This window comes from Streptomyces sp. NBC_00271, assembly GCF_036178845.1.
GTDB lineage: Bacteria > Actinomycetota > Actinomycetes > Streptomycetales > Streptomycetaceae > Streptomyces.
Genome location: NZ_CP108070.1, coordinates 8835008 through 8856361, shown reverse-complemented (window position 1 = coordinate 8856361; position 21354 = coordinate 8835008). Strand labels below are relative to the sequence as shown.

The 21354-nt window shown below is 68.9% G+C and carries 22 protein-coding genes and 4 pseudogenes; 9 read left to right on the top strand and 17 right to left on the bottom strand.

Going from position 1 to position 21354, the window contains the following annotated elements; translation table 11 throughout:
* Positions 1-64 precede the first annotated feature (64 nt).
* The 5 genes from fmdA to OG798_RS39945 all read right to left on the bottom strand — a co-directional run bounded on the left by fmdA (position 65) and on the right by OG798_RS39945 (position 3556).
* The gene (fmdA, locus tag OG798_RS39960; RefSeq protein ID WP_121414640.1) at positions 65-1315 is read right to left on the bottom strand and encodes a formamidase; all 1251 of its coding nucleotides are present in this window, start codon (positions 1313-1315) and stop codon (positions 65-67) included.
* 24 nt (positions 1316-1339) lie between these two features.
* Positions 1340-1975 (bottom strand): AmiS/UreI family transporter, encoded by a 636-nt coding sequence (locus OG798_RS39955; protein ID WP_121414641.1) that lies wholly within the window; start codon positions 1973-1975, stop codon positions 1340-1342.
* Positions 1976-2167: 192 nt separating this feature from the next.
* Complete coding sequence (locus tag OG798_RS56670; RefSeq protein WP_443053977.1) at positions 2168-2446, bottom strand: FmdB family zinc ribbon protein; 279 nt, start codon at positions 2444-2446, stop codon at positions 2168-2170.
* A 148-nt stretch (positions 2447-2594) separates the two neighbouring features.
* Positions 2595-2963: a fluoride efflux transporter FluC gene (locus tag OG798_RS39950; protein ID WP_121418258.1), complete on the bottom strand. Its 369-nt coding sequence runs from the start codon at positions 2961-2963 to the stop codon at positions 2595-2597.
* Positions 2960-3556 carry a CrcB family protein gene (locus OG798_RS39945; protein ID WP_328758592.1) on the bottom strand — a complete coding sequence of 199 codons (597 nt, stop codon included), beginning with the start codon at positions 3554-3556 and terminating at the stop codon, positions 2960-2962. Before OG798_RS39945 ends, OG798_RS39950 begins: the two co-directional genes overlap by 4 nt.
* 214 nt (positions 3557-3770) lie before the next feature.
* Here OG798_RS39945 and OG798_RS39940 point away from each other — a divergent pair, with 214 nt between their 5' ends.
* Both OG798_RS39940 and OG798_RS39935 read left to right on the top strand, forming a co-directional pair.
* Complete coding sequence (locus OG798_RS39940; protein WP_095851904.1) at positions 3771-4934, top strand: NAD-dependent formate dehydrogenase; 1164 nt, start codon at positions 3771-3773, stop codon at positions 4932-4934.
* Positions 4935-5303: 369 nt separating this feature from the next.
* Positions 5304-5726, top strand: a complete 423-nt coding sequence (locus tag OG798_RS39935) for a hypothetical protein (protein ID WP_095857686.1) — start codon at positions 5304-5306, stop codon at positions 5724-5726.
* Positions 5727-6421: 695 nt separating this feature from the next.
* On the opposite strand, the gene OG798_RS39930 is transcribed toward OG798_RS39935, so the two are convergent.
* From OG798_RS39930 to OG798_RS39920, 3 genes and pseudogenes are all read right to left on the bottom strand, one after another.
* Positions 6422-7225, bottom strand: a complete 804-nt coding sequence (locus OG798_RS39930) for a hypothetical protein (protein ID WP_328758590.1) — start codon at positions 7223-7225, stop codon at positions 6422-6424.
* Positions 7218-7439: pseudogene (locus OG798_RS39925) on the bottom strand (hypothetical protein); the annotation flags it as partial. The gene OG798_RS39930 and the pseudogene OG798_RS39925, both read right to left, overlap by 8 nt.
* Positions 7440-7476: 37 nt before the next feature.
* Complete coding sequence (locus OG798_RS39920; RefSeq protein WP_328758589.1) at positions 7477-8865, bottom strand: NAD(P)-binding domain-containing protein; 1389 nt, start codon at positions 8863-8865, stop codon at positions 7477-7479.
* Between the two features lie 184 nt (positions 8866-9049).
* Between OG798_RS39920 and OG798_RS39915 the strand changes: the two genes are divergently transcribed.
* Positions 9050-9415 carry an ArsR/SmtB family transcription factor gene (locus OG798_RS39915; RefSeq protein WP_121414645.1) on the top strand — a complete coding sequence of 122 codons (366 nt, stop codon included), beginning with the start codon at positions 9050-9052 and terminating at the stop codon, positions 9413-9415.
* Between the two features lie 102 nt (positions 9416-9517).
* Here OG798_RS39915 and OG798_RS39910 read toward each other — a convergent pair whose 3' ends face one another.
* From OG798_RS39910 to OG798_RS39900, 4 genes are all read right to left on the bottom strand, one after another.
* Positions 9518-10141 (bottom strand): NAD(P)-binding domain-containing protein, encoded by a 624-nt coding sequence (locus tag OG798_RS39910; RefSeq protein WP_353962274.1) that lies wholly within the window; start codon positions 10139-10141, stop codon positions 9518-9520.
* A complete protein-coding gene (locus tag OG798_RS56665) occupies positions 10092-10241 on the bottom strand; it encodes a hypothetical protein (protein ID WP_353962273.1) in 150 nt (49 codons plus the stop codon). The genes OG798_RS39910 and OG798_RS56665 overlap by 50 nt, the downstream gene beginning before the upstream one ends.
* 20 nt (positions 10242-10261) lie before the next feature.
* Entirely contained in the window at positions 10262-11044 is a 783-nt protein-coding gene (locus tag OG798_RS39905) for an aquaporin (protein WP_121414646.1), read from the bottom strand.
* An 82-nt stretch (positions 11045-11126) separates the two neighbouring features.
* Positions 11127-11441 (bottom strand): ArsR/SmtB family transcription factor, encoded by a 315-nt coding sequence (locus OG798_RS39900; RefSeq protein ID WP_095851909.1) that lies wholly within the window; start codon positions 11439-11441, stop codon positions 11127-11129.
* A gap of 82 nt (positions 11442-11523) precedes the next feature.
* Between OG798_RS39900 and OG798_RS39895 the strand changes: the two genes are divergently transcribed.
* The 3 genes and pseudogenes from OG798_RS39895 to OG798_RS39885 form a co-directional block, all read left to right on the top strand.
* Entirely contained in the window at positions 11524-11679 is a 156-nt protein-coding gene (locus OG798_RS39895; protein ID WP_218902270.1) for a hypothetical protein, read from the top strand.
* Between the two features lie 11 nt (positions 11680-11690).
* The gene (locus tag OG798_RS39890) at positions 11691-12110 is read left to right on the top strand and encodes an arsenate reductase ArsC (protein ID WP_097224415.1); all 420 of its coding nucleotides are present in this window, start codon (positions 11691-11693) and stop codon (positions 12108-12110) included.
* A 35-nt stretch (positions 12111-12145) separates the two neighbouring features.
* A pseudogene (locus tag OG798_RS39885) lies at positions 12146-12373 on the top strand (NAD(P)/FAD-dependent oxidoreductase); the annotation flags it as partial.
* 114 nt (positions 12374-12487) lie between these two features.
* Here the strand turns inward: OG798_RS39885 and OG798_RS39880 are convergent.
* Together OG798_RS39880 and OG798_RS39875 are read right to left on the bottom strand one after the other, a co-directional pair.
* Positions 12488-14011 carry an FAD-dependent monooxygenase gene (locus tag OG798_RS39880; protein ID WP_328758587.1) on the bottom strand — a complete coding sequence of 508 codons (1524 nt, stop codon included), beginning with the start codon at positions 14009-14011 and terminating at the stop codon, positions 12488-12490.
* An 82-nt stretch (positions 14012-14093) separates the two neighbouring features.
* Positions 14094-15125: a cation diffusion facilitator family transporter gene (locus OG798_RS39875; protein WP_267063154.1), complete on the bottom strand. Its 1032-nt coding sequence runs from the start codon at positions 15123-15125 to the stop codon at positions 14094-14096.
* A 638-nt stretch (positions 15126-15763) separates the two neighbouring features.
* Between OG798_RS39875 and OG798_RS39870 the strand changes: the two are divergent.
* Positions 15764-15928: pseudogene (locus OG798_RS39870) on the top strand (response regulator transcription factor); the annotation flags it as partial.
* A 48-nt stretch (positions 15929-15976) separates the two neighbouring features.
* On the opposite strand, the gene OG798_RS39865 reads toward OG798_RS39870, so the two are convergent.
* The 3 genes from OG798_RS39865 to OG798_RS39855 all read right to left on the bottom strand — a co-directional run bounded on the left by OG798_RS39865 (position 15977) and on the right by OG798_RS39855 (position 19981).
* Complete coding sequence (locus OG798_RS39865; protein ID WP_328758586.1) at positions 15977-17599, bottom strand: sensor histidine kinase; 1623 nt, start codon at positions 17597-17599, stop codon at positions 15977-15979.
* Positions 17596-18279, bottom strand: coding sequence for a response regulator transcription factor (locus OG798_RS39860; RefSeq protein WP_373558924.1), 684 nt, complete (start codon positions 18277-18279; stop codon positions 17596-17598). The genes OG798_RS39865 and OG798_RS39860 overlap by 4 nt, the downstream gene beginning before the upstream one ends.
* 232 nt (positions 18280-18511) lie before the next feature.
* A complete protein-coding gene (locus OG798_RS39855; protein ID WP_328758585.1) occupies positions 18512-19981 on the bottom strand; it encodes a streptophobe family protein in 1470 nt (489 codons plus the stop codon).
* A 519-nt stretch (positions 19982-20500) separates the two neighbouring features.
* Here OG798_RS39855 and OG798_RS39850 point away from each other — a divergent pair.
* A pseudogene (locus OG798_RS39850) lies at positions 20501-21163 on the top strand (SDR family NAD(P)-dependent oxidoreductase); the annotation flags it as partial.
* Positions 21164-21197: 34 nt separating this feature from the next.
* Positions 21198-21275: a 50S ribosomal protein bL37 gene (locus tag OG798_RS56660; protein WP_388308666.1), complete on the top strand. Its 78-nt coding sequence runs from the start codon at positions 21198-21200 to the stop codon at positions 21273-21275.
* Positions 21276-21354 lie beyond the last annotated feature (79 nt).

The following is a 21354-nucleotide window of genomic DNA, read 5'->3' as shown; positions in this document are numbered from 1 at the left end:
TGTGTCGATCGGCTGAGGGCAGGCCCGTCGCTCTCGCGTGAGGGCACATACCTCCTCGTCCGGTTCAGGCTGTGGCCACCGCGCACTCACCGCGGTCGGCCTTCATCGGGCCGGCGGCGGTCGGCCGGACGTCGAAGTCGAACATGGCGGTGGGTACGTACAGCGAGCAGCAGGCGTTGGGGATGTCGACGATGCCGCTGATGCGTCCCTCTATGGGGGAGGAGCCGAGCAGCAGGTAGGCCTGCTCTCCGCTGTAGCCGAACTTCTTGAAGAACTCGACGGCGTTGAGGCAGGCCCGGCGGTAGGCCAGCGTCGCGTCCAGGTAGTAGTTCGTGTCCGTGTCGTGGTCGACGGAGATCCCGATGAAGGTGAGGAACTCCGTGTACCTCGGCTCGACGTTGCCCGGAATGAACACCGGGTTGGTGGAGATGCCATACGTCTCCATGCCGCCCTTGATCAGGTCGACGTGGAAGTCGATGAAGCCGCCCATCTCGATGGCGCCGCAGAAGGTGATCTCTCCGTCGCCCTGGCTGAAGTGCAGGTCGCCTCCGGAGAGCTTCGCGTCCTTGACGTGCACGGGATAGAAGACCCTCGATCCCCGGGTGAAGTTCTTGATGTCGTGGTTGCCTCCGTTCTCGCGGGCCGGCACCGTGCGGGCACCCTCCTCGCCGATGCGCCGTGCGAGGTCTCCGGTGGCCGTGCCGGCGAGTGCGTTGGTGGCGTCCGGCGGGACGGCGAGGGGCGGGACCCGGTTGGGGTCCGTGTCGATCAGCGCCTGCTCGCGGGCGTTCCAGCGGGCGAGCATCTCGGTGGACGGGGCGGTTCCGAACAGCCCGGGGTGGGTGATTCCGGTGAAGCTGATCCCGGGAAGGTGGCGGGAGACGGCCCGCTGTCCGTGGAAGTCCCATACCGCCTTGTAGGCGTCCGGGAAGTAGTCGGTCAGGAAGCCTCCGCCGTTGGCCTTGGCGAAGATGCCGGTGTAGCCCCAGCCCTGTCCTGCCGCGTCCCCGGTCTGCTGCGGCACGGGGCCGAGGTCGAGTATGTCGACGACGAGCAGGTCGCCGGGTTCGGCACCATCCACGCCTATCGGGCCGCTGAGCATGTGAGGGATGGTCAGGTCGATGTCGCGTACGTCGTTGGCGGTGTCGTTGTTGCCGACCTGGCAGTCGGTCCAGTCGCGGCACTCCATGCGGAACTCCGCTCCCGGCTTCACCATGGCGACGGTGGGTACGTCCGGGTGCCACCTGTTGTGGCCGGGCACGGCCTGGTCACGCATCGACTTGCTGTGGTCCACACTGAATACGACTTCGGGCATGACTGCCTCTCATTGTTGATCCGTTCAGGACGTTGTGCCTGTACTTCCGGCCGATTCCGTCGGGGCCGACTGCCGCGTTTTCCTGGTGAGCGGCCACAGCGCCGCGAACACGACGACGCCGAAGGCTCCGAGGGCGATGGCGATCTCCGTGGTGTGCTTCCAGTAACCGGAAAGCAGCAGCGCCGCGGGAATGACACCCGTGACCCAGCCCTCGATCGCCGTCACCCAGCCCACATAGTCGGACAACCTCTTCTTCTTGAGACCGAGCAGCAGGAAGAACAGGAACCACAGGAAGGCCCAGTAGAGCCAGATGACTCCGAACGGGTAATCCTTGAAGAGGTGGAAATTGACGAACGAATACCCAAGGGCCACGATCGCCACGAAGAGGGAGTAGTAGCCGACACAGATGTTGTCGATTCCGGCGAGTAGGACGACACCTACATAGAGGTAGGTGAATCCGAACAGATAGATTCCGGATGCCGCCAGAATCTTCATGTGGTCATCGCCGGCCGTGAAGATGAGGTAGGTCGGCGTCAGCACCTGCAGTGCGCCCACGAAGAGGTTGAACACTGCTGCGGACTTGGGGTCGACCCTCCCCAGCAGCAACAGCCCGTTCAAGAACAGCACAGCACCGACGAAGAGCAGTCCCACGTTGCCCACGGGGACACACCTCCTAAGTCCGCGTGGGGGGCGTAATCACGTGGCGTCCTGGCCGCCGATGAGCTGCCGGGCATACGGCTCGGCTCACGGCCCGCGTCGCGTGATTCCGCATTCCGCGTACCGCAACGGGAACGACGTCGTGTTCCGATGTCGAAACCCGCATGAGACGTTCTGCCTTGTCGACCACCGCCCTCAGAGACGCGGCAGCCGCGAGAGTGCGGGGTGCGGGTGCCGTGGCACCCTTCTGCGTGGCGGCACTTGGGAGACTACTGCCGGGGTCTCACGCGCCTGCTCCTCCCGGACATGGAGGGCGGCGACCGCGTTCGGGGTCAGCGCGAGACCGGGCGAGGAATACACACGTCTCGCAGCGCCTGCACAAACAGGGCAACCGTAAGCCTTGGGCGCCGTCCCGATTTCCAACTTCACATCGAAGGGCCCACAGCGGCTGCATAGATATTCGTAGGTTGCCATCAGCAGCCTCCGGATTTCGGTGGACGCTGTCCAACCCGAGCGAGTGCGGCGTGCCCAGATAGGCATACGCCACAGCATGTTTCCTAACTTCAAGGAGACGTCGCGTAAATCCACTTGTCAAGTCCCCGACGACTGGGCCTGCCCTTTCTCAGAACGACCCGATGGCGAGCCCCGCCGCTGCCGCCAATAGACCCACCGCGAGGCTCGAAGCGCCGTACAGGAAGGAGTTTCTGACCTGTCCCTTCTCGCACAGGTGCACCAACTCGTAACTGAATGTGGAGAACGTCGTATAGGCGCCGCAGAATCCGACGCCGACAATGGCCACGGCCTGCTCCGGCAGCCCGTGCCGTGCACCGAGGCCCTGCACCACGCCCAGCACGAACGAACCGGTGATGTTGATCAGCCACGTGCCGCGCAGGAACAGGCCCGGGCTTCGGTACTGCACGTACTGGTCGAGCACGTAGCGTGCGACTGCCCCGACCGCGGCCGCGGCACCGACGGCGAGCAGGATGATCACCGGACCCACCAGCCGTACCGGCGGGCGCGGCTGTGCCGCGCGGCGAGCCGTACTCGCCGGGCCAGGGCCATCCTGCCGATGGCCAGGCCCAGAGCAGTGGCGGCCAGTCCGGCGAACAGACTGCCGAAGACGTTGAACGCCGCAACTGCGTAATGGCCGTGACCCAGAAGGTGATCGGTGTCGACCATCCAAGTCGAGAACGTGGTGAAGGCGCCGAGAAACCCGACGGCGGCGAAGGGTCGCACGTACCGGGTCGGCGGCCAGATCTCGAGCACATACACGAGCAGCAGCGCCAGCAGGAACGCACCGGACACGTTGATGGCGAACGTCGTCAACGGAAACGTCCCCCGCGGCGTGGGAAACGCCAGTCCCAGCACGTAACGGGCCGACCCGCCCAGGACGCCGCCGAACGCGGCCGCCGCCAGGACGCCCTTGCGCAGACGTGAGCGGAACGGCTCCCGTGACGGCGTGGGGCCGCCTCCTGTCTCGGGCTCGCCTCTCGACTCGGGCTCGGCATCCGGCTCGGGCTCGGCATCGGAGATGTATGGGGGCTCTCGGGATTCTCTCTCGGGCCCGGATTCGTCCGCCCGCATCAGAAGCCTCCGTACAGAACACGGATCGGTACACACTGTCGCCCAACTCCTGGCGCAGGTCCGTGGAACAACCGCTATCCGCATCCTTATCCACTGGTCCATCTCCACCATATCCGTGGGGATTGCAGCGCCAAGGCATGCTCAACTAAAATTCAAGATCATCGGTACCCGACCGGTTCAGCCGGAGCGGAGGCCCCACCGATGGAGGACGGCCATGGCAAAGATCCTTGCGGTGCTCTATCCCGACCCCGTGGGCGGTTATCCTCCCGACTACGCCCGCGACGAGATCCCGGTCATCACCGGCTATCCGGGCGGTCAGACAACGCCGACTCCACAGACCATAGATTTCACCCCGGGGCAGCTTCTCGGCTGCGTCTCGGGAGAACTCGGACTACGCCGGTTCCTGGAGGACCGAGGCGATACCTATGTCGTCACCAGCGACAAGGAAGCACCGGACTCCACCCTGGACCGCGAGCTGCCCGACGCCGACGTGGTGATCTCGCAGCCCTTCTGGCCCGCTTATCTGACCCCCGAGCGGATCACCTCCGCTCCCCGGCTCAAACTCGCGATCACGGCGGGGATCGGGTCGGACCACGTCGACCTGCCGAGCGCCATCGCCCACGGCATGACGGTGGCGGAGGTGACCTACAGCAACAGCATCAGCGTGTCCGAGCACGCCGTCATGCAGATCCTCACCCTGGTGCACAACTACATGCCGGCCCACGACTGGGTGACCGCCAAGAAGGGCTGGAACATCGCCGACAGCGTCTCGCGCGCCTACGACCTCGAAGGCATGGACGTCGGCGTCCTAGGCTCCGGTCGTATCGGCCAGGCGGTACTGCGCCGCCTGGCGCCGTTCGACGTCACGCTGCACTACAGCGACGTGCACCGGCTGCCCAAGGAGGTCGAAGAGGAACTGCGGCTGACCTGGCATCCCGACGCTCGCTCGCTGGCCTCCTCGGTCGACGTGCTGTCGATCCACACTCCGCTGCATCCGCAGACGCAGAACCTCTTCGACGACGACATGATCGGCGCCATGAAGCGCGGTTCGTACATCGTCAACACCGCACGCGCGCTCATCGTCGACCGGGACGCCGTGGTGCGGGCCCTCAACAGCGGCCAACTGGCCGGTTACGCCGGTGACGTCTGGTATCCGCAGCCGCCGCCACCCGACCATCCCTGGCGCACCATGCCGTACGAGGCGATGACGCCGCACGTGTCCGGTTCGACCCTGTCGGCGCAGGCCCGCTACGCCGCTGGCACCCGGGAGATCCTGGAATGCTGGTTCGACGGGCGCCCCATCCGTCCGGAGTACCTGATCGTCGACGGCGGTGGGCTTGCCGGCACGGGGGCGCGCTCCTACACGGTCGCCGGATAACGCGTATTGAGCCGGAACGGCGCAGTTGCCGCCAAGCACGGCGAGGCCTCTGGTCGGCGCCCTGCTTGGCGGCAACCTGAGAATTCCGGCTCAATAACAGACGGCGGAGAAGAAATCAGCGGAAGATCCATTGGAAGATACAGCCGAAGATCCACCGCACGAGTGGGTAATGGACCTTCGGCTATGTCATGCCTGGTGGGAGCCCATACCTCCTGTGATCCGACTCACCCCGAATCTACTGGCGGGACGCGGCCGAGACCCTTAGTTTGCTAAACAGACAGATTTTTTCTATGCGAAGGCAACGGCGCCGCGCATACTGTTTCGCAAGATATTCAAGGCGAACGCCGGGAAGGTGGATCAGTGAGCAGCATGGACGCCGTGTGGGTCCGGGGCGTGAACGGCATTCAGTTGCATCACGTGACCGATCTTCAGGATGCCGGCCGGTTTTTGGGCAACGCAGCGATGGCACTGCGGGCCGCGCACGTACGGACCGGCGCCGACCGGTACTCCAGCATCGCCGCCGAGCTGAGGAGCCTGGTGGAGCGAGTGCGGGAACTGGAGGACGAGGCGCGGTCGAGCATGCACGACCTGCACTCCGCCGACCCCGAGCGGTTCGCCCGCTGCCGGGACGGTCACGAGCCGTGGCCTGGTGAGATCCCGGCGGGGTTCATCCCGCGCCACACCTGCAAGGACGAGTGCCTCTACCACGATCGTGACGTCCTCGAGGCCATTACGCAGTGCACCTGTGGCCGGCCGCCGTGCCGGGCATGCGAAATCGGCGGGAAGCTCTGAGAAGCCCGAGCCTGAGCGGGTACGGAGGGAGCGGCTCCCCAGTCCCCGTAGCCTCCGTAGGCGTTCCCACGCCGTCCCCGACATCACGGCTCTGGCGCCACACTCTTCCCTGCCAACGCCCAGAGGCTCCGCCCCGACGCTCGGGGCGGAGCCTCTGGGCGTTGCCGCAGGCCAGGACATCTACGTACAGGCTTTCGGCCAGTGATGGGCTGCACCGGGGCGAGCCGCGCCTCACCGATGCGGGGACTGTCTGCAGTCAACGACCTCGGGGAGCTCCGCGCCGCTTTTGTGCGGGCGGGGGCGGAGGCGGGGAGAAGGTGTCTTCCTCCTCGTCCAGCGGCGGCAGGTCGACGGTGTAGTGCGGCTGGAGAAAGAGATCGCTGTGCTGCAGCGCAGCTCGCGAGCCTGCCGTGTCCTGTGCGGGCTGGGCAGGATCGAGATGGGGAGAGGCAGAAGTCATGTACAACCATCCAGGGTCGAGGGCCGCGCAAATCCAAGACGGAGCTGTCGACCGGTGTTGATCAGTATTCGTCATACTCCGCGTGCGCCTGCCCATTAGATCCTATGGGCGACGGCGCGTGGTCAGCGCGCAGTGCGAGGAGCGATGCAGTGGCATCGGGTTGTCCGCGCCGATCCGGACGCGCCCAGTCGCCGGAGTGAGAGCCGGCGCATGGGCCGCTGGGCTGCGCGGGCCTCTACGACCGTGGGAAGACCAGAGGGCCAATCTCCTGCTGTGCGAGGTCGATCAGGAGGCTCAGCCCCTGGCTTTGCACAAGAGCCTCAGGATCTCCTTGGGCGTCAGGGTTGTAGTCGGGATGCCTGACGGTCTCGCCAAGGGCTTCCGCGATCGCCTCGTCATCGTCAGCAGCCAGAGCGCAGGCCAGCGCCAAGGTGGCCGCCCGAGGGGTCTCCGGCCACACAGCAGCCAGGCTTGCGATCCGCGTGATGACATCAGTCCCGGCGCAGGCGGCCGCAAGCACGGCAAGCGCGAACTGCATCACTTCAGGCTCCTCGTCCCATTGCGCAAACAGGCGGGGAGCATCCCCTCGAACGGCTTGCCGGACGGCTCGCTCGCTGTCAGTCTGCTGCCGCAGCACAGCCTCGGTACTGACGAACCCCTGCGGGTCCAGCGCCTCAACACGCAGTGCGGCCGTCGCCGCTTCGGCCAGCGTCACCGTCAGTGCGGCACGGACCGCGGCAGCGGCCTGACTGTCGATGACCACGTCCGCGAGAAGCACCGCCGCACCTGCAGTGGCAGTGTCCAGTGCGTGGGTATGAAGCAACTGATCGAAGAGCGCGCCGAGCACTTCTGAGTCATCGGCGAAAGTGTCCATCTCCTCATCCAGCCACTGCATCATCGAGGCCGGCACAGGCAGATTTGCGGCAAGCCGCCGCGACACGGCAATACGCAACCGGTCCAGAAGCGGGGCTGCTGTCTCGCCAGGCTCACCACCAGCCAAAACCGGCAGCGAGCTGGAGGGCGGGGTGCGGTCATCCATATGCGCGGAGCTTACGTGGCAGCGCATTCGCTGCCTTGACCGGCTGCTTCCACCAAGATCGACCGGACAGGCTCCAGTCCGGGCGAGGCGCAGAAACGAGCGCCGACATGGCCGCCGGGGCGGAGCCGACGGACAGGGTGTCGGTGTCGGCCTTGACGACGTACACCTCCCATGGTTCCTGGCCGGGGCCGCGGACCCACACCTCGAGCTGTACGCGGGACATGTCGAACCTCCCTGGATGGGTACGGAGTTCAGCAGCCGCCGGAGATGGTGGCCGGGGCGCCGATGCCGATCTGGAGGGTGGTGGGGGCGGCGCAGCATCCGCCACCTGATTGCTCGGCGCTCTCGCGCTCGTCGAACAGGCCGGCGCCACCGCACACGCCGGTCTCCGGAAGGGTCAACTCCACGCGTTCGGCGGCCTCCTGGTCGCCTGCGAGTGCGGCGGTGATGGAGCGGACCTGCTCGTAGCCGGTCATGGCGAGGAACGTGGGGGCACGGCCGTAGGACTTCATGCCTACCAGGTAGACGCCCTCCTCCGGGTGGGAGAGCTCGTTGACGCCGTGCGGGTAAACCGTGCCGCAGGAGTGCACGTTGGGGTCGATCAGCGGGGCCAGCGCGGTCGGGGCCTGGAGGCGCTCGTCGAGGCCGAGGCGGATCTCCGACAGGAAGGCGAGGTCGGGGCGGAAGCCGGTCAGGACGATGACCTCGTCGACCGGGTCGAGGCGTCGGCCGTCGTCGCCGACCAGGATGAGCCGTCCGTCGTCCGCCCGCTCGATGGCCTCGGTACGGAATCCGGTGACCGCGTCGGCGTAGCCGTGGTCGACCGCAACCTTCGCCGCCAGCCCCAGCGCACCGCGGGCGGGCAGTTGGTCGGCTTCACCGCCGCCGAACGTGGCACCGCTGATACCACGCCGCAGCACCCACACCGCGTGTGTGCCCGGCTCGTCCTCGGCGACGTCCGCGAGGGTGGCCAGCGCGGTGAAAGCGGAGGCGCCGGAGCCGATGACGGCGGTGCGCTTGCCCGCGTAACGAGTGCGGACGGCCGGGGCCTTGAGGTCGGGGACGCGGTAGGTCACGCGGTCGGCGGCGGCCTTTTCACCGAGGGCGGGCAGACCGTCGGCCCCGGCCGGGGCGGGCTTGGTCCAGGTGCCGGAGGCGTCAATGACGGCGCGCGCGAAGATGCGCTCCTCCTGCCCATCGGCGGTGGTGAGGTGCAGGACGAAGGGCCGGCTTTCGCGGTCGGCGTCGACGATGCGGTCGCGTCCGGTGCGCGAGACCCCGGTCACCGTGGTGCGGTAGCGCACGCGGTCGCCCAGGACGTCGGCCAGTGGCTGCAGATACCGCTCGGCCCAGTCGCCGCCTGAGGGGTACGTGGCCGCGTCGGGCTTGGTCCAGCCGGTCGGCGCGAGGAGCTTCTCGGCGGCCGGGTCAGTGACCTCGCCCCAGGTGGAGAACAGCCGGACATGGCCCCACTCACGCACCGCGGCGGCCGCGGTCGGCCCGGCTTCCAGGACCAGCGGCTCGATGCCGCGTTCGACGAGGCGGGCGGCGGCGGCCAGGCCGATGGGGCCGGCTCCGATGACCGCGACGGGCAGCTGGTCGGTGGTGGGCCCCTCGGTATCGGTAGAAGGCGCAGTCACGACGATTCCCCTTTGCTTCGACGTTTGTCGATGTCTTACACGGCAAGCGTGGCACCTGATTCGACAAGCGTCAACATAGACATTCATCGAAACTGGAGATCGATTGCGGAGTCGCCGACATCGCCGTTGACGCCGGGCCGACGGGGCAGCCGCTCGCTAGTTCGACATGTGTCAACATAGACATATGTCGAATCCCAAGGTTCTGCCGCTGCTCGAACCTGAGGCTGCTGAATCCGTGGCGCCATGCTGCCCGCCGCTGACGGAGCGTCCGCTGAGTGCCGAGGAGGCGGAGCGGACCGCGGCGATGTTCAAGGCGCTCAGCGACCCGGTGCGACTGCGACTGTTCTCGTTGGTCGCCTCGCACGAGGGCGGCGAGGCGTGCGTGTGCGACATCTCCGACGTCGGCGTCTCCCAGCCGACCGTCTCCCACCACCTGAAGAAACTGAAGGAGGCCGGGCTGCTGGCCTCCGAGCGGCGCGGCACCTGGGTGTACTACCGAGTGGAGCCGTCGGTGGTGGCAGCCATGGCACATATGCTGAAGATCGCCTGACAGCCGTCGCCGGGACGGGTCACCACAGGGCCATGGGCATCGATCAGCGGACGAGCTCGGCGACCGCGCGGGCCGCGTCCCTCGCAGTCCGACCCACGCCGATCAGTGTGGCGGAGGCCGGCCCGGTCCAGTCGCCGTAGCCGAGCAGATGCAGGCGTGGTTCGGCCACGGCCTGGGTGCAGACGGCGAGGATGCGGCCACGCGTTTCCCGCAGCTTGAGTGGGGCGAGGTGGGAGAGCGCCGGGCGGAAGCCTGTACACCGTCGCGTGCCGCGCGTACGGGCGGGACGGCGACGATGTCGCCGAGCGAGGCGACGCCACCGGTGTCCGTACCGCCTTCGTCGAGAGCGCGGCGGCGGGCAGTGGCGGCGTCGAACAGAGCACGGCCGTCGATGTCGTCGGCCAGGAAGCGGGGCGGGCGCTGGGTGACCCAGGTCAGCTCGGTGTCGTGGGCGAGGTCGGCGGCGATCTGCGCGCCGGAGTTGCCGCCCCCGGCCACGATCACGCGGCGGCCGACGATCTCCTGGGGCGTGCGGTATTCGACGGTGTGCAGCTGTGCGCCGCCGAAGTCCCCGCGCCCGGGCACCGCGGGCAGGAAAGGCCGCCGCCAGATCCCCGTCGCGCTGATGACCGCCCGTGCGCTCCAGGTCCCCAAGCCGGTCTCCACCCGCAGGAGTTCACCGTCCCGGTGCACGCCCGCGACGCGCACCGGCCGCTGGACGGGCAAGTCGTATCGCTTCTCGTAGTCGCGCAAATAGGACGAACTCGATGCCCAGTCGGCGCAGGTGGTACCCGGCGGCGAGTCCGGCCTGACCGCCGCCGATCACCACGACCTGGGTCGACTAGGTCATGCGGCGGGCTGCTCGGCGGGCACTCGGCCGGGCATGAAGATGAGCGCCACCAGCGCCAGCCCCACCACCGCGCCGACGAGTTGCATGCCGATGAAGCCCGCGACGGAGCCCGGCGCGATGCCCGCGAAGGTGTCGGTGAAGGCGCGGCCGATGGTCACCGCCGGGTTGGCGAAGGAGGTGGAGGAGGTGAACCAGTAGGCGGCGCCGATGTACGAGGCGACGGCCACGGGGGCGAAGCGCAGGCGGTCGGTGCGGGCCAGGCCGAAGATCAGCAGGATCAGTCCGGCAGTGGCGACGACCTCGCCGAGCAGCAGGTGCCCGGCCGAGCGGTCGTGCGTGGACCACTTCACCAACTGCTCGCCGAACATCGCGTCGGCCAGAACGGCGCCCGCGATCGCGCCGACGATCTGTGCGGGGACGTACACGACCGCTTCCCGAAGCGTGACCCCGGCGCCGCCGCGCCGTGCCGTCCACCACTCGGCCAGGGTGACGGCGGGGTTGAAGTGCGCGCCGGAGACCGGGCCGAGCAAAGTGATCAGGACGCCGAGCCCGAAGACGGTGGCGAGCGAGTTGGCCAGCAGTTGGAGGCCGACGTCGTGGGTCAACTCCGTGGCCTGGATGCCGGAGCCGACCACGACGGCCACCAGGGCCGCCGTGCCGACCAGTTCGGCGGCGGCCTTGGCGGCCAACGGGGTACGGGGCGGTGTGGCCCCCGGGGCGGGCTCCGGCTCGCCAGCGGGTATGGCGGACCCCGTGGCGGACTCGTGGGTGGCGGTCAACAGGACTCCTCGGTGCGGTCGCCTCGGGCGACGGGGTACTCGGGCGACAGGTACTCGGGCGACAGCGGTCAGGGGCCGGTGATCAGGGACAGGACCGCTTGACGTTGTTCTCGGCGGTGACACGCGCGGTCTCCGCGAGGTCGGCGAACTGGCCGGCGAGGGATGCGATGACGTCGGGCTTGAGCCGGTAGTAGGTGAACCGGCCGCACGGTTCGGTCTCCACGACCCCGGCTTCGCGCAGCACCTTCAGATGGTTGGAGAGGTTGGTCTGCTTGACCCCCGTCTCCTCGATCAGGTGCGTGCTGCAGAGGGTCTCGTGGGCGAGCAGGGTGACGATCCGGAGCCGGAGCGGGTCGGCCAGAACCCGGATCAGATCAGTGTCGACTGATGTCATCATGGACTGATACTCTCACATCATTCCGAGCTGATATCAGCTTGCACTGAACCCTGGGACCCGTATCCCATCGAAGGGGTTTCTCATGACTGCGTCCCCGCTTCCCGTCCTGCCCGATGAACGCCTCGCGGCCGAGCGGCTGGACGCACTCGCCCATGTCGAGGGGGCACCCGGCGTCGGGCTGCCCCGGGGGCTGTTCGTCTGCGGCCACAACGCGCGCACCACCCGGTCCACACCATGAAGGAAGAACCGATGTCCTCCAGCCCGCTCGCCTCCGTGCTGTTCGTCTGCGTCCACAACGCCGGGCGCTCGCAGATGGCCGCAGGATTCCTCAACCACCTGGCGGGCGACCGGATCGAGGTCCGCTCCGCCGGGTCCATCCCGGGTGACCAGGTCAACCCGGCCGCGGTCGAGGCCATGAAGGAAGTCGGCGTCGACATCGCCGACGCCAAGCCGAAGATCCTCACCACCGAGGCCGTCCAGGCGTCGGACTACGTCATCACCATGGGCTGCGGCGACGCCTGCCCGATCTTCCCCGGCAAGAAGTACCTCGACTGGGCACTGGAGGACCCGGCGGGCAAGGGCGTCGAGGCCGTCCGCCCGATCCGCGACGAGATCAAGACCCGCATCGAGGTCCTGATCGCCGAGATCGACGCCAAGCAGGAGGCGTGAGCGGCCTGACCGCGAGAGACGACGTGCGCGAGGTCATGGTCATCGGCTCCGGCCCCGCCGGATACACCGCTGCCCTCTACACCGCCCGCGCCGAGCTCAGGCCCCTCGTCTTCGTCGGCGGCGCGCTGACCACGACGACCGAGGTCGAGAACTTCCCCGGCTTCCCCGAGGGCATCGACGGCCCGGACCTCATGGCGCACATGCGCGCCCAGGCCGAGAAGTTCGACGCCGAGACGGTCGAGCGAGGGCTCCTCCCTGTAGATCAGTGCGCAGGGACAGGAGGGCGAGACCTTCACCCGTGACGCCGACTTGGTGCTCGTCGTGGTCGACGAGCACATGTGCACCTCGCTCGGCTGGCCCCGTCGAATGACGATCGGTCAGGTCGTGGGCAGCCAGCGGTCCAGGTAGACGCACAGCCCTTCCAGATGCGTGCCGTGCGCCACATAGCCGAGGTAGCCGTCAGGGCGCACCAGGCCCTGTGCGACGTCCGGCCATGGGCTCTCCTCGTTGAGCCGATGCACGCTGACCAAGTCGGCTCGCCCCCGCAGGACCGGGGCAAGCCGTTCATCGGGCCAGAGGTCAGGTGGTCCGGACAGGAGCAGGTGATACCCCCGCCCCGCGGTCCTTGCCTGGAGTCCGCGCGGCAAGTCGGGCAGCCGGTCCCCGGCCCGGGGACCTCTCTTGGACGAGCGTGGTCCCGTGCTCGATGCAGGGCTGTGGCGGTAGTGGATGCCGAGTTCGGAGACGGTACGGAAGAGGCGGCCACGCATTCCGATCGCGCGTAGCGCCAACGGAATCAGTCGCGGGGCGAGTTGTGCGCGGGCCAGCCGGAGGGCCGGGTTGCGGCTGGTGGCGATGGTGAAGGCGCGGTCGGTGAAGCGCAGGACGCTGCGGCCGACCGGGGCGCGCTCGGCCTCGTAGGTCTCCAGCAGTTCCTCGGGCGCGGCACCCTGGCAGACGACGGCGAGCTTCCAGCCCAGGTTCAGCGCGTCCTGGATGCCGGTGTTCATACCCTGCGCGCCGACCGGGCTGTGGATGTGCGCCGCGTCCCCGGCCAGGAAGAAGGGTCCCGAGCGATATCGGGTCGCGCCGCGGTTGTGGAGCCGGAAGTCAGTCATCCAGGCGGGGTCCCGCAGCACCAGCCGGTCCGTGGTGTACGCACCGACGATTTCCTGCAGCAGCCCGAGCTTCACCTCGGTGTCCGGGGTGCCGGGTGGCCGCATCGCGAGCATCCGCCAGGTCGCGGGCGAGCCGAGCGGGAAGAAGAGCAGGATCCCGGTCCCGGTCATGTAGGCGTGTACGGCTCCTGGCTCCAGCCCGTCGACCTCGAGATCGGCGAGCAGGAACACCTGTGGATAGGCCGAACCCTCGAAATCGATACCCGCTTGGGTGCGCACGGTGCTGTGGGCGCCGTCGCAGCCCACGACGTACCGCGCGTCCACCGTCTCCTCCTCGCCGTCCCTGCGCCGCAGCCGACAGGAGACGTACGAGCCCTTGGGCTCCAGTTGGATCAGCTCCGTGCCGCGCTCGATCACCACGCCCTGCGCGGCGAGGTGCTCCGACAGGACGTCCTCGGTCTCGGCCTGCGAGAGGAACAGCAGGAAGGGGTACGCGGTGTCGGCCAGCCCGATGTCGAACAGCGGCATCTGCACGACGCGTCGCGGCAGGTGCATCCGCAACCGCATCGTGGGATTGCCACGGTCGACGAGTTCGTCCGTCACCCCGAACCCAGCCAGCGCCTCCAGTGTGCGGGGCTGGATGGCCAGGGCCCTCGACTCGTGCGCCCGGTCCAGGGAGCGGTCGAGGATCCGGAACCGGGTCGCATGGACACGCAGTTGCGTGGCGAGCGCAAGCCCCGTTGGACCCGCACCCACCACCAGCACGTCCAGCGGTGCCGTCATGAGTCCACGGTAGTACTGGCGGTCAGTTCGGCGTGTTCGACGTAGGAGACCGTCTTGAAGACGGCGAACGTCGGCGGGCGCGTCAGTGGTCGTGGGGGCCGGGGCGGTGGACAGGGCCGTGGGCGTCGTCGCAGTGCGGGTCGCGGTCGTCGCCGGTGGCGGGAGTGGTGATCTGCAGGAGGTCCGGGGAGTCCTCGCCGACATGGTCGACCTGCAGCGTGGCATGGCCGATGCGGTAGTCCTCCAGGAGGAGTTTCTGCAGGCCGCGGCGCACGGCGTGGCAGTCGCCGCCCGGCTCGACCAGGACGTGGGCGGACAGTGCGCTCTGGCCGGAGGTGATCGTCCATACGTGCAGGTCGTGGACCTCGACCACGGTGTCCTGCGCGGCCAGGCGGTCGCCGAGTGCGTCGGGGTCGAGACCGGCGGGCGCGGCTTCGAGGAAGATCCGTCCGGAGTCGCGGACCAGGCCGTAGCCGGCCTTGAGCATCAGGACCACCACGAGCAGGGAGGCGATCGCGTCCGCGCGGGCGAAGCCGGTGGTGAGAACGACGGCTCCGGCGATGGCGGTGGCGATGAAGCCGAACAGGTCGGTGAGGATGTGCTGGTAGGCGCCCTCGACATTCAGTGAGGTGCGGTTGGCCTTGGAGATGCACCAGGTGGCGACCAAGTTGACCGCCACCCCGATCAGCGCCGTGACCAGGACCAGGCCGCCGCTGACCGCCGGTGGGGAGACGAGGCGGTGGATGGCCTCGTAAGCCAGCCAGACCGAAAGCAGCAGCAGAGTCAGGCCGTTGGCCTGCGCGGAGAGGATCTCCACGCGCTTGAGGCCGTAGGTGAAGCGCCCCTTCGCCGGGCGGGCCGACAGTCGCATCGCGATCAGCGCCAGCACGATGGAGGCTACGTCGGTGAGCATGTGCGCGGCGTCCGAGATCAGCGCCAGCGAGTTGGCCAGCACGCCGACCACGACCTCGGCGAGCATGAACACCGCAATCAGCACCAGGGCGATCGTCAGCCAGCGCCGGTCGGCGTCCGCGGACACCCCATGGGAGTGACCCGAATGACCGCCGCCGCCCTCGTGGCCATGGCCACCGTGGTCGTGGTTGTGGTCGGACACGGAAGCCTCCGGTTTCTCGCGGTCTTGCTGTGACGGAAGGCAAGTCAACCGCGCCGCGGAGGCTTTCGCCAAAGACTGCAATGAGCACCGTTACCACTGTCACCTGCGGTGATACTGAACACTGGCCGCCTGTCCGCCGCCGGCACGATCTTGAAGTCTGGGCACAGGGCACATCCGACGCCAGCCACTCGGACAGGTGGGCGCCCCACCGGCAAGCCGGAACGTGCTCAGCGGCGGCCGCCGTCCGCCGCGATCCAGCGCCGTACGGTGCCCTCCGTAAGCCGGGAGTCACCGGCCATGACCTGCGGCGGGACACCGGCGCACCCCGCCGCGAGTGCGGCCCGGTGCAGGGCGGCGGCGCGGGCGGCCAGTCCGGCCCTAAGGACATCTGCGGAGGCTGCCGTCAGGGCGGGAGCTTCTGCAGCCAGGCGGCGAGCCGTACGGCGCGGCGCGGCGCTCCGCCGTGAGATCGCTGCGCCGACACGTCGGTCCGTCCCGGCGACTGCTCGCGCTCGTCCACGCCACGGCCTCCCGTTCGGCTTCGGCCGCTGTCGGGTGACTGGTACCCATCCGCGACCTGGTTCGAGGCAGGAAAGGCCCACTCCCATGATCGAAGCGCGCGAGCTGACGAAGCCGTCGTCGCCTCCGGTTGGTCCGACGCCGAGATCGCCGAGCGGCTGTCCATAACCCCGACCACCGTCAAAAGCCACGTGAGCAACATCCTCGCCAAGATCGGAGCTCACGCCCGCGTCCGGGCGGTGGCCTTCGCCTACGAGTCCGGCCTCATGCGGCCCGCGGCCTGATGGAAGGCGTCCACGGGGCCGGCCGAAGCCGGAACCCGTGTGTGACGGTCATACCTTGAGCGCCGCTGGTTCAGTCGGCCCGGTCGGCGTCGGCTGATCGGCGAGTCTTGGGAGCAGGATCCGGAACGTGGCGCCCTGGCCAGGGGTCGACTCGATCACGACGTGTCCCGCGTGGGCGGTGACCAGGGACTGGACGATGGACAGGCCGAGGCCCGCCCCGCCGGTGGCGCGGTTGCGGGAGGTGTCGGCACGGTAGAAACGCTCGAAGATACGGCCGCTCTGCTCCGGCATGAGCCCTGGGCCCTCGTCGGCCACCTCCAGGACAGCGTGGTCGCCGACCGTCCCGACGCCGATCCGCACAGGCGTGCCGGACGGGGTGTGGGCGACGGCATTGCCGACCAGGTTGGAGACGACCTGACGCAGCCGGGCCTCGTCGGCGAGGGCGGGCGCGAGGGCGGGTGGGCCGTCGCCGCCCGGACCGGTGAGCGTGACAGAGCGGGACGGGTCCAGAGCGCGTACGTCGTGGAGGGCGTCGGCGGCCAGGGTGCGCAGGTCAGCGGGGGCGAGGTCGAGATCCGGCGGGCCCCCGGGCACGCGGGAACTGGCGGGCTTGCCCGTGGTCTTCAGCGCGTGTTCGTCGAGGCGGGCCAGCAGGAGCATGTCCTCGACGAGCCGGGTGAGACGTTCGGACTCGCGGGCGATGCGGTCCATCGTGGCGTCGACGTCCTCACGCTCGGGCAGGGCGCCCATGCGGTGCAGATCGGTCAGGCCCTTGATGCCGGCGAGCGGAGTGCGCAGCTCGTGACTGGCGTCCGCGACGAACCGGCTCATCCGCGTCTCGGACTCGGCGCGGGCGGCGAAGGCGGACTCGAGCTGCCCGAGCATGCCGTTCAGTGCCGCCGCCAGACGCCCCAACTCCGTTTTCGATCCGGCCAGTTCGGGCACACGACGAGACAGGTCGCCGCCGGCGATCTCAGCGGCCGTCTCCTCGATACGGGACAGCGGACGCAGCCCGGAGCGCACCGCGAACCAGCCGGCCACGGCCAGAACCACGAGCAGGCCCAGTCCCGTGCTCTGGTAGATCCGCCACATGCGGTTCACCGTGCTGTCCACCTGGGCCATCGTCGTCGCCACGACGACGCTGCCGGACGTGGCGGCGTTCGTCGTCGCGGCGCCCGGCAGACGGGCGCCGGTGATCCTGGGCACCGCGATCACCCGCCAGCGGGTGTCGCCCTTCGTGCCGGCGACGGTGAAGGGGCGGCCGTCGCGGGCGATGACCGCGGCGGTGTTCATCCGGGGCAGTACAGGGCCTCGTGCCTGGTCGGTGCGACTGGTCCCGGCGAGGGAGTCGACACTGGTCTCGACCGTGCCGTCCTTCGTGACGTAGATGATGACGGGGTTGCCGAGGACGTCCGTGCTGAAGTCACCGAGGCGGGATGGCGGCTTTCGGGCGGCGCCGTTCGCCACCGCTGTGGGCGGAATCAGGGCGAACACCTGGGCGGAGGCGCGCAGTTGAGCGTCGACGCGGTCCGCCAAGTAACCGCGCAGGGCGTTACCGGTGACCAGGCTGAACGCCGTGAAGCCGACCGTCAGAAGCGCGACGGCGAGCAGGAGCACCCGGGCGCGCAGCGACGCCCTCGTCCACGCCCCGGGTATGCGGGAGCCGGTCACGACTTCGGCCCCCGCAGCACGTACCCGACGCCGTGCACGGTGTGGATGAGCTTGGGACCGCCGTTGTCGATCTTGCGGCGCAGATAGCTGATGTAGGTGTCGACGATGCCGGTGTCGCCGTTGAAGTCGTAGTCCCAGACCCGCTGGAGGATCTGCGCCTTGGAGACCGTGCGTCCGGCGTTGGTCATCAGGTAGTGCAGCAGCCGGAACTCGGTGGGCGACAGCCGCAGCGGCTCTCCCGAGCGGGCCGCCTGCATTCCCTCGGGGTCGAGTTCCAGGTCGGCGGCTCGCAGCAGTGCGGTGGGGTCGCCGCTGGTGCGGCGCAGCACCGCGTGGATCCGCGCGATCAGCTCCTCCAGGTCGAAGGGTTTGGTCACGTAGTCGTCGCCGCCCAGGACCAGCCCCTCGATCTTGTCCCGGGTGCCGTCGCGGGCGGTGAGGAACACGACGGGGACGTGTCCGGTCCGGGATCCCGAGGCAGGGCGGTGCCGCCCGCGCAGCCGCCGGATCACCTCGAAGCCGTCCAGGTCGGGCAGCATGACATCGAGCAGCACCAGATCCGGTGTGACCTCCCGCGCCCGGTCCAGCGCCTCCTGCCCCGTCCCAGCCGCGGCGACGGTGAAGCCGGCGTGCCTCAAGGCCGCACACAGCAGCTCCCGGACGGTGGATTCGTCGTCCACCACCAACAGATTCACATCTCTGGCATGCGTCAGGTTGAAGTCGCTTCCAGCACCGGTGCCAGGCAGGGCAGCACGCTCAATTGCGATCAAAGGGGGCCTCCAGGCAACCGGGAACATGCTCCCGGCCCCGCCACAGACAGGGGGCACGGCGGAAAACGCGCAGCGCACGGCAGCCGGGATCCTGCACGGCAGGATACGGAACCGTCCTGTCTTCGCCGCATAAGGTCCGCTGTCACCGTGCCCCGAACGCACCGCGCGCAGCGGCCAACAGACTCCCGCCGAATCCGGCCAGCCCTCCGACGAGCAGCCCGAAGGCGAGCGTCCGCAGCACGCTGCCGCTCAGTTCGACGCTCATTCCTCCCATCTCGCTGCCGAACATGCTGACGCCGAAGGTGCCGGATGCCCTCACCAGCCAGGCCGCCGTACCCATCACGACGGCTGTGACGACACCGAACCGCTGCGCCATGCCGAGGTGCACCGCCAGCGGTCCCCGGTAGGGGTGCAGCGGAACCAGATGGGCCGGGTTCGTGGCGCGGGCCGCCCGGTAGGCACAGCAGACCAGGATGAGAGCGGTCACCGTGAGGGCCGCCAGCCACAGCGGCCAGCCGCCGACCGCCAGGGACCTCAGGTGTTCGGTACGGTCGGTCTGCCGGCCGCCGCCCATGGCCCCTGTACTCCCGCCCAGACCACCCATCAGAGCGGCGAGCGGATTGCTGCTGTCGCTCTGCACCGGATGCAACCCGGCCGTCCACGAGGAACCGACGCCCAGGGTCAGGAAGACCGCAAGGGCGTTCGGGGCGAGCAACAGGGCGGCACCCGCCGCCGAGCCCGCCTTGCCGCCGACCACCAACCCGACAACAGCCAGGGCCACCAGTGGTACGGCCGCCAGGACGAGGACCGCACGCACGATTGCCGACAGGCTCCGGCCCCAGCCGGCGCGCAGTCCGTCCAGCGCACCGCCCAGCGGCAGCCGCACCCGTCGGCTGATCAGGCATCCCACACCGAGCGCGACGGCCACCCACAACACCGCACCGACGCCCGCCGATCCGGCGCTCACGTGGTACGTCACGGCCATCCGGGTCCCCGAACCACCGCCCATGAGACCGCCCAGACCACCGCTGCCACCGCCCATGAGCTCACCCAGGCCGCCGCTCCCTCCTCCGAAGCCCTCAGCAGCCCTGTTACCGTCGGCTCCTCCCATGCTGCTCATCGCCGACGCGGGCATGGTGGCCGATCCCTTCGCAAGAGCGGCCACGATCACGAGCGTGCAAAGCGCCGCACCAGCCGCCCCGGCCGCACGCACGCCCAGTTCACCGGCGGTGAACCGCCGCTGCTGCCCCTGACCCAACCGCCGGGAGAACGCGATCCACAGCACGACGGCTCCGACGAGTGTGACGCTGAGCGGTACGACATCGGCCGCACCGCTCATCGACGGGCTCATGCCACCGCCACCACCGCCGAACAGGGACGCCAGGCCGCCCATCGACCCGCCGTCCCCGGACACATCAGAACCGGCGCTGACCGAACCGCCGACGGCCATGGCCGTCAAAGCCATGGCCAGCGACCAGACCGAGCCGGCAGATCCCGCGTCGAGCAACGTCAGCGCAAGCGCGGACGCGGCCGCCATGGCGACCACCGCGCACAGCGCGGCCGCCGCCCCTTCCACGAAGTTCTCCCACGGCCCGATCAACCGCACCGGCACGGTGCGACGTGGCGGCCGGGGGCCCGTACCGGGCCGCGGCCTGGTTCCGGGACCAGGCCGCGGACCGGAGTCCGGCTTGGTCTGGAGACGGGGCGTGGTAGCAGCCATGCAGAGCAACTCCGCTTCGTTCACAGAAAAGGGACACGCGGCGCCGAACGGGGGAAGGTGCAGCGCCGCGTGGCCATGGGGACCCGCACACAGTGGCGGTCGCGGGTACGAGGTTCCCGAGAGGTTCTGGGAGATTTCTGAGAGCCGATGGCGAACGACGCAGGTCATAGGGCGCGGACGGCCAAGATCCACGGTGGGTTCTCAGAAAATTCCCAGAACTGGGGCAGCCGTGGCGAGGCATCGAGACTCACCACGAGAAGACCGCCCTCTATCGGCGAGGCGGCCGTTGACGAGTTGGCCGGGGACGTACTCGGCGGTCGGGGTGCCGATGACCGCACGCCGCTCGATGCAGTCGAGGATGGCCTCGCGCCAGGGCAACGGCCACAAGTCCTCCGCCCTGTCCGCAAGTTCGTGGAAGATCGCCTCCGGTATGTCAGCGGAAGTGAGCGACCGGCGCACGACGTCGCCGACGATGCTGCCCGTTTCACGCAGTGGGCGCCCGGGGCGACGGAACCGTCGGGGCCGGGCAGCGGGACCCGCGTCTACGCCGGCCAGAACTGCGCCGACTTCACCCACCTCGACGAGGTCGAGTCCCTGGCGAACCAGGTCGTCGCCCAGCACCCGCACCTCGACGTGCTCCTCAACAACGCGGGCGTGGCGGCGCCCGAGCGGCACACCGTCACCACGGACGGCAACGAGATCGCCTGCCAGGTCAACTTCCTCGCCCACCACCTCCTGACCTGCCTGCTGGAACCCGCACTCACCAGCGACCCCGGCGGCCGGGTCGTCAACGGCTCGTCGTCCCTGCACCGCACCGCGAACATCCAGTGGAGCGACCCCAACCGCGCCCGCCGCTACTCCCGGCTCGCCGCCTACGCCCAGTCGCAGCTCGCGCTCACCGTCTTCGCCGCCGACCCGCGCGTCACCGCGGTCTCCGTGCACCCCGGCGTCTGCGACACAGCGCTGATGCCGGGGTACGCCCACGAAGGCGTCACACCGGCCCCGGCCGCCACCGAGGACCGCACGATCAAGCGCCTCAACAAGCTCGCCGACCTGCTCATCGGCCGCACCGCTCGAACTTCCCTTCCAAGCACCGGAGTTGATGCACATGTCCAAGCGCTCCCGCAAGAAGAGAGCCCGCCGCAGGAACAAGGCGAACCACGGCCGCAAGGCCGGTCGGCGCTGAGCCCCAGGGGCGACCCCACCACACACACCTTCGGCCAGGTCACCCCGTGGGAGCGCATGGTGTACGTACAGCGCATGCC